An 11,832-nucleotide genomic window follows, 5' to 3' on the forward strand; every position below is an offset into this window, starting at 1 on the left:
TCTTTTTTGCGTAATCTTTAAGAAGTAACCGATGTCCGGGTTGCTGTGGTGTTTTTTGTCGCGCGCGGCCTTCATCCTCGTGGGACAAATACCCTGAAAAACACCGTCAGCGCCGGGCAATTAATTCCTATGTTTCGGGACTATTATGTCTGACAACAGCCAGAAAAAAGTGATCGTCGGGATGTCCGGCGGTGTCGATTCCTCTGTATCTGCCTACCTTTTGCAACAGCAGGGTTATCAGGTCGAGGGTCTCTTCATGAAAAATTGGGAAGAGGATGACGACGAAGAGTATTGCACAGCAGCCACCGACCTCGCCGATGCGCAGGCCGTGTGCGACAAACTGGGCATTGAACTGCACACCGTGAATTTCGCGGCGGAATATTGGGACAACGTGTTCGAATTATTCCTCGAAGAATATAAAGCCGGACGCACGCCGAACCCGGATATTCTGTGCAACAAAGAAATCAAATTTAAAGCCTTCCTCGAATTTGCGGCAGAAGATTTGGGCGCGGATTACATCGCGACCGGTCACTATGTGCGCCGTCAGGATATCGACGGTGTCAGCCATTTGCTGCGTGGCGTTGATGGCAACAAAGATCAGAGTTATTTCCTCTACACGCTCGGTCACGAACAGGTCGCACAAAGCCTGTTCCCGGTGGGTGAACTGGAAAAACCGGAAGTCCGCCGCATCGCGGAAGAACTGGATCTGATCACTGCTAAGAAAAAAGACTCTACCGGCATCTGTTTTATCGGTGAGCGTAAATTCCGTGATTTCCTTGGCCGCTATCTGCCTGCACAACCGGGCGTGATTAAAAGCGTTGATGGTCAGGTCATGGGCCAGCATCAGGGGCTGATGTATCACACGCTTGGTCAGCGTAAAGGTCTGGGTATCGGCGGCCAGAAAGACGGCAGCGAAGAGCCGTGGTACACGGTGGAAAAGGATGTGGAAAACAACATTCTTTACGTCGCGCAAGGCCACGAGCACCCGCGTCTGATGAACGTCGGTCTGATTGCCCAGCAGTTGCACTGGGTCGATCGCAAAACGCTGACCGCCCCGCTGACCTGTACGGTGAAAACCCGTTATCGCCAGGAAGATATTCCCTGTGTGGTGACACCGCTCGGCGAAGACCGCATTGAAGTGCGTTTTGATGCGCCTGTTGCGGCCGTGACACCCGGCCAGTCAGCGGTATTTTACCTCGGTGAAATCTGTCTGGGCGGCGGCATTATCGAACAACGCCTGCCACTTCAGGTCTGATACTGAACAATCTGGCGCATGAATACGGGACGCTTTCGGGCGTCCCGCTTTATTTCTGCCCGCCTGTGACGTTCTGCACTGATTCCGAACTGTGTTTAGGGGCAGTTTTATGGCATGATCTGTCGCCAATAGTTTGGGCTATTTTCTTTGGCACCGCGTCTCATCGTTTCGAAAACGCTTACAGGAGTAAACGTGGCTAAAAATTACTATGACATTACGCTGGCATTGGCGGGGATCTGTCAGGCAGCACGCCTGGTTCAGCAACTGGCACATGACGGTCAGTGCGCTCAGGAAGAAATGTCAGTTTCACTGCGCAGCCTGCTGGAGATGAATCCGGCGTCCACGCTGGCGGTGTACGGTAATAATGAAGCCAATTTGAAGATGGGGCTGGAGACACTGTTAGGCGTGCTCAACGCCAACCGTCAGGGGCCGGGCGCTGAGTTAACGCGCTACGCATTAAGCCTGATGGTGCTGGAGCGCAAGCTTTATGCCAATAAGCCGGCGATGAATCAGCTTGGTGAACGCATCGATCAGCTCGACCGCCAGCTGGCACATTATGAGCTTGAATCCGACACCATGATAAGTTCACTGGCCTCAATTTATGTCGATGTCGTCAGCCCGGCCGGTCCGCGTATTCAGGTGACCGGTTCACCGGCCATTTTACAAAATTCTCAGGTGCAGGCGAAGGTTCGCGCTATTTTACTGGCCGGTATCCGTTCCGCTGTGCTGTGGCATCAGGTCGGCGGTGGCCGCCTGCAGCTGATGTTTTCCCGTAATCGTCTGTTTGAACAGGCGAAAAATATTCTCGCTCATTGTTAATAAGATCCCAGGAGTTGCTACCGATGGAATTATCCTCACTGACCGCCGTTTCCCCCGTTGATGGACGCTACGGTGATAAAGTCAGCGCGCTGCGCACTATTTTCAGCGAATTTGGCCTGCTGAAATTCCGTGTGCAGGTTGAAGTACGTTGGCTGCAAAAACTGGCCGCCTGTGCAGAAATCAAGGAAGTTCCTGCTTTTGATGCCGACGCAAACGCTTTCCTTGACCAGTTAGTGGCCAATTTCGATGTCAACGATGCGCAGCGCATCAAAGACATCGAAAAGACCACCAACCATGACGTCAAAGCGGTGGAATATTTCCTGAAAGAAAAAGTGGCTGCCATCCCTGCCCTGCACGCGGTGTCTGAGTTCATCCACTTCGCCTGCACCTCCGAAGACATCAATAACCTGTCCCACGCGCTGATGCTGCAAACGGCACGTCAGGACGTTGTACTGCCGTACTGGAAACAAATCATTGATGCGGTCAAAGGTCTGGCGCACAAATACCGCGACATTCCGCTGCTTTCACGCACCCACGGCCAGCCTGCGACGCCATCCACCATCGGTAAAGAACTGGCTAACGTCGCTTATCGTATGGATCGCCAGTTTAAGCAGCTGGAAAACGTTGAAATTCTGGGGAAAATCAACGGTGCTGTCGGCAACTATAATGCCCACATCGTTGCCTATCCGGAAGTGGACTGGCACCAGTTCAGCGAAGAGTTTGTGACCTCTTTAGGCGTGACATGGAACCCGTACACCACGCAGATCGAACCGCATGATTACATCGCGGAATTGTTCGACTGCGTGGCGCGTTTCAACACCATTCTGATCGACTTCGACCGCGACATCTGGGGTTACATTGCCCTGAACCACTTCAAACAGCGCACCATCGCTGGCGAAATCGGTTCTTCCACCATGCCGCACAAAGTCAACCCAATCGACTTTGAAAACTCAGAAGGTAACCTGGGTCTGTCCAACGCCGTATTGCAGCACCTGGCGAGCAAACTGCCGGTATCACGCTGGCAGCGCGACCTGACCGACTCCACCGTACTGCGTAACCTCGGCGTGGGTCTGGGCTATGCGCTGATCGCCTATCAGGCAACCATGAAAGGCGTCAGCAAGCTGGAAGTGAACGAAGCGAATCTGGCGAATGAACTGGATCACAACTGGGAAGTGCTGGCCGAGCCAATCCAGACCGTGATGCGCCGTTATGGCATTGAAAAACCTTATGAAAAACTGAAAGAACTGACACGCGGCAAGCGTGTTGATGCTGCGGGTATGCAGACGTTCATCGATTCTCTCGAATTACCGGAGGAAGAGAAAGTCCGCCTGAAAGCCATGACACCGGGCAATTACATTGGCCGTGCAGCCAAAATGGTTGATGAACTGAAGTAATGTTCTCTTCACGGACGCGCCAGCTCAGCGGGCGCGTCCGTGTTGTTTGTAAGGCTTAACTCTGGGTCTGGAATTTACTTTGACGCAAATCGCCGATGATGTCGTTCATCCGGTCTTCCGTTAAACGGTAATAGCGGATGGAGAACGCGGTAATCAGATAGAAAATTGCCGGTAAAACGGTAAACAGAATTAATACACCCCGTATCGCTTCAGCTGACTGTTGTTCAACGCCTGCCTGATAACCAAACCATGCCAGCCCCCAACCTGTCAGCGCACCACCGATTGCCACGCCGAGTTTAATGACGAAAATATTCGCCGCAATATTCATGCCCGTAATACGACGTTGCGTTTTCCACTCGCCATAGTTATTGGCATCGGTAATCATTGACCATTGCAGCGGTGCATTTATACCCTGTAATAAATTCAGCGCGATATGCACGATAAATGCGGGGATCCAATATTCTGTTGGCAGTACAAAGAATAATAACCCGACCAGCGCACTTAATACGTTAACCCACACGGAAGCGCGGATTTTACACATCCAGGTACCCAGTGATTTCGCGAATAAACTCCCGATAACAGAAGCGACTGTCGTTGCCAGCATAAAGATGGAAATAATACCGCTGCCCTGATGCAACACATATTGCACGAAATACACCAGCAGGCTTCCGCGAACTACTACCCCACAAAGCATGGCAAGATTATAGACAGACAGGATCCGCCACTGGTCATTTTTCATCAAAATACGCACGTCCCGAAGGATATTCATATTCTCTTCTTTGACCGGCGTAATACGCTCGCGCGTCGTCAGGAAGCAGGTCAGGAACATCAGGCAACCAATCACACCAAAAATCCCCATCGCCCACTGCATGCCGGTAGCACGATCGCCGGGAGCGATAAAATCAGCCAGCGGCAGGATGAGTGCAGTCCCCATTGCGCCACCGATAGGAGCAATCGCAAAGCGCCAGGACTGGAGTGACAGGTTGTCCTGCGGGTCTGCGGTAATTGCTGCGCCTAACGAACAGTAAGGGATATTGATTGCCGTATACATGATGGTCATGAAGATATAGGCCAGCACCGCATAAACAATTTTGGCCGTTTGTCCGAAGTCAGGTGTGGAATACACCAATACGCAACTCACGGCAAAAGGCACACAAATAATCAGTAACCAAGGGCGGAAACGCCCCCAGCGACTTTTCGTCTGATCGGCAATTGCGCCCATTATCGGATCAGTAATCGCATCAAGTATGCGCACCACCAAAAATAGCGTGCCCATCACGGCGGGAGAAAGCCCGTAAATATTAGTATAAAAGTAAGCCAGAATAGCGACAGAGGAATCAAAAACGATATGGCTTGCCGCATCACCTAATCCAAAACCCAGCTTTTCTTTGTTGGTGATCCTTTCAGTTAACGCTGACATGCATTCACCTTAATTTTTAAATTAGAATTCCTTTGTCTTTATAATTCCTGACATTGAGGCGGGATATTCTGATATTTCACTTATGTTTTATGCTTTTAATCAAATGTGACGCAGACACGGCTTATTCCTGCTTTTTGTAATAAACAAAATTAATATATTCGAGCCGCATCACATTTAAGGGAGAAAACCAAAAAACATAAGTTGGATGGCGGTTTCGGCAATTGTTGTGTTTGCTTTGCGCTACCAATATTGATGGTCAGAAAACATATCCGCGCCGTCGTGCGGATGGCAACACTTACAAGGGGAAAGCATGTCTGCCATTTATAAGGATGCCCACCGTCCGGTGCATGAACGTGTCGCCGATTTGCTGGCACAAATGACGCCTGAAGAGAAATTCGCACAAATGCACGCGTTCTGGCTGATATTGTCCGCCGCGGGCGATCATCGCGAGCGCACCGATCTGAGCGATGAATTCGCCGGCGTCACTCAACAGGCGGCGCTCAGCGAACGCCTTAAACGCGGGATCGGGCAGATTACCCGCCCGCTGGGAACGCATATTGTCGAACCCAAAGAAGGGGTTCGCGCCCTTAATCGTCTGCAAAGAACCTTAATGGAAGAAACCCGTTTGGGTATTCCGGCTTTATTTCATGAAGAGTGTCTGGTCGGTTTATTGTGCAAAGATGCCACACTGTTTCCTTCGTCGCTGAACTACGCCTCCACCTGGGATCCGGCGTTGATGCAACGTACCGCTGCCGCCATTGGCGATGAAGCCCGCAGCACCGGTTGCCGTCAGGGGTTAGCGCCGGTACTGGACGTCTCCCGCGACGTACGCTGGGGGCGGACTGAAGAGACGTTTGGGGAAGACCCCTACCTGACGGGTGTGATGGCGACCCGTTTTGTGCGGGGTTTACAAGGTGAAAAACGCGATGTGCTGGCGACGCTGAAACACTATGTCGGGCACTCTTTCAGCGAAGGGGCGCGCAACCATGCGCCGGTGCATCTGGGGTTTAGTGAGCTTAATGACACCTTTCTCCTGCCGTTTGAAATGGCAGTGAAACTGGCAAATGCCGGTTCAGTCATGCCTGCCTATCACGATATTGATAATCAGCCCGGCCACTCAGATGCCTTCCTGATGACGACGCTGCTGCGCGAAGAATGGGGCTTTGACGGTCTGATAGTGGCGGATTATGGCGGCATCAGTCTGCTGCACCAGCATCATGGCATCAGCCGCAACGCCACGGAATCCGCCGCGCTGGCTTTTAACGCCGGTCTGGATATCGAGCTGCCGAAAGATGACTGCGCACGCCATCTTGCGCAAGCCGTTGAACAGGGTCTGATCTCCATGGCAAAAATCGACGAGATCGTCGGACGCGTTCTGCAGGAGAAATTCCGTCTGGGGCTGTTCGAGCACCCTTATACCGATGAAAATGCCATTGCGCTGCAAACACCCGAAACCCGTAAACTGGCATATGAAGCCGCAGTGAATTCCATCACGATGCTGGAAAATAATGGCGTTTTGCCGTTGGCTGGCCAGCAACGGCTCGCGATCATCGGGCCGACGGCCGATGATCCGCTGGCGCTGCTCAGCGGCTACAGTTTTCCGGTTCATCTGATCATCAGTGATATGCAGGACAGCGCGTCGCAGGTCGTGACGCCCTTACAGGCATTACAAAAACGCGTAAGCAGCCAGAATCTGCGTTATGCCAAAGGCTGCCACATTATTGAACATCGGGTGGCGGGTGCTCCGGTCTTCCCCGGTGATACGGGTAAACCGATACAAACCTCCCCCGTCTCACGGGATACCCGGTTGATTGCACAAGCGGTTGAAGCCGCAGAACAGAGCGATGTCGCGCTGGTCTTTGTCGGTGATCTGGCCGGATTGTTCCAAAGTGGCACCGTTGGCGAAGGGTCAGATACCGACAGCCTGCGCCTGCCCGGCGTACAGCAGGAGTTGGTCGCCGCCGTGGTGGCAACAGGAAAACCTGTGGTTGTCGTGATGACTGGTGGCCGCCCTTACAATCTCGGCGGGCTTGAAGATCAGGTCGCCGCATTGGTGATGGCATGGGCACCGGGCCAGGAAGGCGGAAATGCGATTGCCGATGTGCTGACCGGCGTGCGGGAACCTGCCGGGCGCCTGGTGGTATCCGTTCCCCACAGCGCGGGCGCCATGCCCTATTACTACAACCACAAACTCAAGAGCGGCGGCACACCCTATGCTTTCCATTTCGGCTCCCGCTATCCCTTCGGATACGGTAAAACATGGACCACATTCCGTTATGGCGAACTGTCGATTGTTCAGCCACAGGTAGCGTCGCTGAACGGCAACGTCATCGCAAAAATTACCGTCAGTAATAGCGGGGATAAAGACGGCAGCGAGGTGGTACAAGTGTACGTCCGCGATCGCGTGGCCTCGCAGGTTCGCCCGGTTCAGGAGCTGAAAGCCTTCCAGCGGGTGCATCTGCGCGCAGGCGAAAGTGCTGAGCTGACCTTCACCCTGCCCACCGACATGCTGAATTTCACTCAGCGTAACGGGCAGCGCGTGGTCGAACCCGGTGAGTTTGACATTCGCGTGGGTGCCTCGAGTGGGGATATCCGCAGTCAGGGCGTAGTGGAAATCACCGGCGAAGCCCGTGCGCTGGAGAAAATGTGGCGAATGGAAAGCCACTGCGTCATCACACATTAACCTTACGGGGCGTTTGAATTTATCTTTAACGCCCCTTTTCCCTCCCGCAGATTTAATCCCGCATACGCGTAAAATGTCACTGCAAAAATTCTCTTTCCTTCTAAAATAGAGGCCATTACAGCCATCAGGAAAAGCCCGTATGAGCATGGACACTAACCAGCAGGTGCTGGAAAAACTGAAAACCGATCTGGCTCAGACAGGCACTATGCCGCTGTATTTGTGTTTTAACGAATCGGTTCGTCAGGCAATGGAATCGGGTATTTTGCAGGACGGCGATTTCCTGCCGAGTGAGCGACAGTTCACCGAAGCGCTGGGGATTTCACGGATCACCGTGCGTAAGGCGCTGGCAAAGCTGGAACAGGACGGGCACATAGGCCGTTCACGCGGTTACGGCACCTTTATCAAAAAAGCGGTTGATGCCAGGCTTTCTTACTCGCTGGCCGGGGTGAAAGGGTTTTCGCGCGAAGTGATGTTACAAGGCCGCAAGCCCGATACGCTGTGGATCAGCCGTGATCAGATACCGGCATCCGCGCTGATTGCCAGCAAACTGGCGATCACCGAAGGCACACCGGTTTATATGCTCAAGCGAATTCATTACATCGACACGCGCCCGATGTCCGTGGCGGTTTCATACGTGATCATGGCCGCCATCGGGGATGTGCAGGATATCGGCGTCTCGCTCTATGACTATTTCAGCCGCAACAATATTGAGCTTGGCGCACTGCAAAGCCGGGTCAGCGCAGCAATGTCCGACGCTGAAACCTTGCAATCTTTGCAGCTGACTGAGCCCATGCCGCTGCTGATCATAAAGCAGACATTGTTCGACGGGCAAAACCGGCCGATTGAATACAGTGAAAGCTTTTGCCGCAGCGACATGTATGAGTTCATCAGCGAAGACTGATTCACAGCGCCGGTTCACTCTTTTCAAACGTGCTGGCCAGTTGCGCCAGCGTCGGCGCGCAATCCCCGCCAGTCTGCGAAACAACATAGGCCGCCACGCAATTTGCCAGCGTCATGCTTTGCCAGTGTGTCAGGCCGAGTGAAAGCCCTGCCAGCAAACCGGCGCAATGGCTGTCACCCGCACCTATGCTGTCAGCCACAGTGATTTTACGCGCCGCAATCCAGCCGCAATCACTGGCCTCCGCAAAATAATAGCTTCCCTTTTCGCCGCAGCGCAGTACCACCAGTTCACCGGTTTTGGCATTCAGCTCACGGCAGAAGGCTTCGGCGTCATCGGTAAACCCCAGCAGCGTGGCTTCCCGTTCGTTGAGCGTCAGGATCACGCCGGGGCGGATCACGCGGCGAATGCGTTCTTCGGGCATCACATCCAGACGCGGGCCAAAATCCACCACCACGCGCACCGCATCGGGTAAGGTTTCCAGCCAGTCGAGCAGCACCGTTCCCTGTTTCGCGCCCAACTGATAACCCGACACATACACCAGCCCGTTTTGTGGCGTAGCGTCGGTCAGCCAGCCGGGCTGCCACTGATTTTCAATACCGTCGACAGAGATAAACGTCCGCTCGCCGTCCGGCTCAACCAGCGCCAGACACCAGCCGTTATCCGCGCCGCGCACCTGCAAATCCGAGGTGATTTCCCGTGCCGCCATTTCACGCCTCAGACGATCGCTCCACATGCCTTCGCCCACCGGCAACAGATTACGGCTGTGAATACCCAGCTGTTTCAGCCCGAGCGCAATATTCAGCGCGCAGCCACCGAGGTGAAAACCGGTTACGTCGGCGGCAATATCCCCACCGCGCTCCGGTAACGCATCGGCTCTGGCAACCATGTCCATGACCGCAGCGCCGACGACCATCACCGGTGCCTGCTGATGCCAGTCGCCCTGCATCAGCGTCTGTAATAATTCGCGATGGCCCTGGCTCATTCAGCCTCCTGCGCCTGCTGGCGGAAACGCTGAAATGCGTCGCTGTAGCGCGTCATATTCTGCGGATTGACCCGTTTCAGTTCATCCAGCCACTCTTTCTTAAACACCTCAATGCCGTTCAACGCGCCGCAAATGGCGGTTGCCATCGCACCAATGGTATCGGTATCGCCGCCGAGATTGGCACACAACACTGCGCACTGATTCGGGCATGTTCCGGCCAGCTCCACCATCGCCAGCGCGGCAGGCACAGACTCAATGGTGCTGACGCCCGCGCCAACCAGCTGATAAACCGCTTCGGACGCCTGCTCCGTTCCTTCGGCTTTCTGCACCGTGGCGAAAGCCAGTTCGATGCGCGCCGCCAGTGAAGCGCTGAAAGTGGTGGGTTTGCGCGTTTGGGCATATTTCGCAATATCCGGCAGTGCCAGGCGGATTTCAGGCCAGCTCGCCCCTTCAATGGCCCGCGACACAGCCCAGGCAATCACCACCGCGCCTGCCACGGCAATATCAGATTTATGCGTCGGGCTGGACGCCAGCCACACCTGCTCGCAGAATCTCTCCAGCGGCGCCGAAGGCAGTACGCAGCCAAGCGGGGAAACGCGCATCGCCGCGCCATTGGTCACACCATTGTTTTCCAGCGCCTCAATGACCACGCCTTTCTTCTGTTCGGCCAGCGCAAGTTTCGAGCTCGGGCCAAGAATGTTTTTATTAAACGCGTCAAAACTGTCTACCCAGCGGATCACATTCCGCGCAATCAGTTCCGGTACGACGCGGCCTTCCGCTTCCAGCAGCGCATCGGCCAGCGCCAGCGCCATCGACGTATCATCAGTAAACTGTGCAGCGGTGAAATAACAGGCGGCGCTATTTTCTGCCGGGCCATCAAGAAAACGATCGATCCAGCCGAAGTGTTGCTTAACCCGCTCGCGCGGCCAGAGCTCCGAGGGCATGCCCAGCGCGTCGCCCAGCATTTGTCCGTACAACGCGCCGAGCATACGGCTCTCAAGGCTTAGCTGTGTCATGTAAATCTCCTGCTATCAATGTCAGAGGGGCAGCCTGCCCGCCTGTTGTGAAAAGAATGCTTAGGAAGGCTGGCTAAGGCTGACCGGTGTAATGGTTTTGCTGCGTTCGCGAAAGAACAGCAGAAACAGCAGCATCACGCTGACAACCATCGCAGCACCCACGCCCCAGACCGCAAACCAGTCGAACGTCATGCCATTTTTCGGCGTGCTCAGCGAGAAAGTGGTCATCGCCCGGCCGCCCAGCCAGTTGCCGATAAAACTGCCCAATCCCTGACAAATCATTGTGATCAGGCCCTGTGCCGCCGTGCGCATATGCAGCGGCGCTTTTTTATCGACATAGATATACCCGGTGACAAAATAGAAATCGTAGCTGACGCCGTGCAACAGAATGCCGAGGAACAGCATGCTGTAAGCCCAGACATCCGCCGTGCCGCCATAAATAAAGAATACGTAGCGGATTGCCGCTGTGACAAAGCCCAGCATCAGCACTTTTTTTATACCGTAGCGTTTGAGCAGGAAAGGTAACGCCAGCATGGCGAAGATTTCAGACACCTGGCCGAGGGTCATCCAGCCGGTTGCGTTGGGCAAACCCACCTGCGTCAGGTAACCGTTGGCAAACTGGTAGTAAAACGCCAGCGGCATACAAAACAGAAATGAGCACAACGCGAAAATCGCGAAAGAGCGGTCTTTCAGCAAGCCCAGCGCATTCAGGCCGAACAGCGCTTTGATATCCACCGGCCCTTTGCCTTTTGCCGGTGTCTCCGGCAGCCAGAAGCTGTAAACCCCAAGCACCAGCGAGGCAATAGCGGTGATCCACAACGGCAACCCGGTATCAGAAATGTTGTTCATGCCAAGCAGCAGCGGCAGCACAAAACCGATCACCAGCCCGGAAGCAATCCAGCCCAGCGTGCCAAGTACGCGGATGCGCGGGAAATCCTTCTCGGTGTCATTGATGTTGGCGAACGCAATGCTGTTGGTCAGCGCCACCGTTGGCATATAGGTGATGGCGTAAACCACCAGCAGCGGGAAGAAGGTGGAAAATTCGGTTTGCAGCGCGATAAACGCCATCAGCACAGCACCGGCCAGCAGCAGCCAGCCAAGCACTTTTTGCGCGACGAAGTAGCGGTCAGCCATCACGCCCACCAGCACCGGCGAGAGAATGGCCGCTATGGCGGTGCTGCTGTAAGACCAGGCGATTTCGGAGGGAGTAAAACCCAGCTTATTCAGGTATTGCCAGAGAGGCACAAACCACGCTCCCCAGATAAACCACTCGATAAACATCATAACGGACAGCTTCAGATGGGTACGTTTCATTATTATATCCTTGCTGAATGAGGGGCCCGCGCGGTGCGATACGCACCC

The 11,832-nt window shown here is 54.3% G+C and carries 9 protein-coding genes; 5 read left to right on the top strand and 4 right to left on the bottom strand.

Annotated features, from left to right (window positions below; genetic code table 11):
- Positions 1-145: 145 nt before the first annotated feature.
- From mnmA to purB, 3 genes are all read left to right on the top strand, one after another.
- Positions 146-1,255, top strand: coding sequence for a tRNA 2-thiouridine(34) synthase MnmA (gene mnmA, locus J1779_RS22020; RefSeq protein ID WP_122095720.1), 1,110 nt, complete (start codon positions 146-148; stop codon positions 1,253-1,255).
- A 192-nt stretch (positions 1,256-1,447) separates the two neighbouring features.
- Entirely contained in the window at positions 1,448-2,074 is a 627-nt protein-coding gene (gene hflD, locus J1779_RS22025; RefSeq protein WP_056778839.1) for a high frequency lysogenization protein HflD, read from the top strand.
- Between the two features lie 23 nt (positions 2,075-2,097).
- On the top strand, positions 2,098-3,468 hold the full coding sequence (gene purB / locus J1779_RS22030) for an adenylosuccinate lyase (protein ID WP_183846450.1): 1,371 nt from the start codon (positions 2,098-2,100) through the stop codon (positions 3,466-3,468).
- A gap of 55 nt (positions 3,469-3,523) precedes the next feature.
- Here purB and J1779_RS22035 read toward each other — a convergent pair whose 3' ends face one another.
- On the bottom strand, positions 3,524-4,888 hold the full coding sequence (locus J1779_RS22035; RefSeq protein ID WP_056778837.1) for a glycoside-pentoside-hexuronide (GPH):cation symporter: 1,365 nt from the start codon (positions 4,886-4,888) through the stop codon (positions 3,524-3,526).
- Between the two features lie 310 nt (positions 4,889-5,198).
- Here J1779_RS22035 and J1779_RS22040 point away from each other — a divergent pair, with 310 nt between their 5' ends.
- Both J1779_RS22040 and J1779_RS22045 read left to right on the top strand, forming a co-directional pair.
- Positions 5,199-7,571 (top strand): glycoside hydrolase family 3 N-terminal domain-containing protein, encoded by a 2,373-nt coding sequence (locus J1779_RS22040; RefSeq protein ID WP_217204801.1) that lies wholly within the window; start codon positions 5,199-5,201, stop codon positions 7,569-7,571.
- A 139-nt stretch (positions 7,572-7,710) separates the two neighbouring features.
- Positions 7,711-8,472 (top strand): GntR family transcriptional regulator, encoded by a 762-nt coding sequence (locus J1779_RS22045; RefSeq protein WP_056778835.1) that lies wholly within the window; start codon positions 7,711-7,713, stop codon positions 8,470-8,472.
- 1 nt (position 8,473) lies between these two features.
- Here J1779_RS22045 and J1779_RS22050 read toward each other — a convergent pair whose 3' ends face one another.
- From J1779_RS22050 to J1779_RS22060, 3 genes are read right to left on the bottom strand one after another with little or no spacing between them, the layout of a single operon-like run.
- Positions 8,474-9,454, bottom strand: a complete 981-nt coding sequence (locus tag J1779_RS22050; protein WP_217204802.1) for a PfkB family carbohydrate kinase — start codon at positions 9,452-9,454, stop codon at positions 8,474-8,476.
- Positions 9,451-10,470: an ADP-ribosylglycohydrolase family protein gene (locus J1779_RS22055; RefSeq protein WP_217204803.1), complete on the bottom strand. Its 1,020-nt coding sequence runs from the start codon at positions 10,468-10,470 to the stop codon at positions 9,451-9,453. The genes J1779_RS22050 and J1779_RS22055 overlap by 4 nt, the downstream gene beginning before the upstream one ends.
- A 60-nt stretch (positions 10,471-10,530) precedes the next feature.
- On the bottom strand, positions 10,531-11,784 hold the full coding sequence (locus J1779_RS22060) for a nucleoside permease (protein ID WP_217204804.1): 1,254 nt from the start codon (positions 11,782-11,784) through the stop codon (positions 10,531-10,533).
- Positions 11,785-11,832: the final 48 nt, after the last annotated feature.

The organism is Rahnella rivi (assembly GCF_019049655.1).
Classification (GTDB): Bacteria; Pseudomonadota; Gammaproteobacteria; order Enterobacterales; family Enterobacteriaceae; genus Rahnella; species Rahnella rivi.

What these genes read in the sequence shown, in the direction of transcription:
- mnmA (WP_122095720.1), top strand. Translation starts at nt 146, where the DNA reads ATGTCTGACAACAGCCAGAAAAAAGTGATCGTCGGGATGTCCGGCGGT.
- purB (WP_183846450.1), top strand. Translation starts at nt 2,098, where the DNA reads ATGGAATTATCCTCACTGACCGCCGTTTCCCCCGTTGATGGACGCTAC.
- J1779_RS22035 (WP_056778837.1), bottom strand. Translation starts at nt 4,888, where the DNA reads ATGTCAGCGTTAACTGAAAGGATCACCAACAAAGAAAAGCTGGGTTTT.
- J1779_RS22040 (WP_217204801.1), top strand. Translation starts at nt 5,199, where the DNA reads ATGTCTGCCATTTATAAGGATGCCCACCGTCCGGTGCATGAACGTGTC.
- J1779_RS22045 (WP_056778835.1), top strand. Translation starts at nt 7,711, where the DNA reads ATGAGCATGGACACTAACCAGCAGGTGCTGGAAAAACTGAAAACCGAT.
- J1779_RS22050 (WP_217204802.1), bottom strand. Translation starts at nt 9,454, where the DNA reads ATGAGCCAGGGCCATCGCGAATTATTACAGACGCTGATGCAGGGCGAC.
- J1779_RS22055 (WP_217204803.1), bottom strand. Translation starts at nt 10,470, where the DNA reads ATGACACAGCTAAGCCTTGAGAGCCGTATGCTCGGCGCGTTGTACGGA.
- J1779_RS22060 (WP_217204804.1), bottom strand. Translation starts at nt 11,784, where the DNA reads ATGAAACGTACCCATCTGAAGCTGTCCGTTATGATGTTTATCGAGTGG.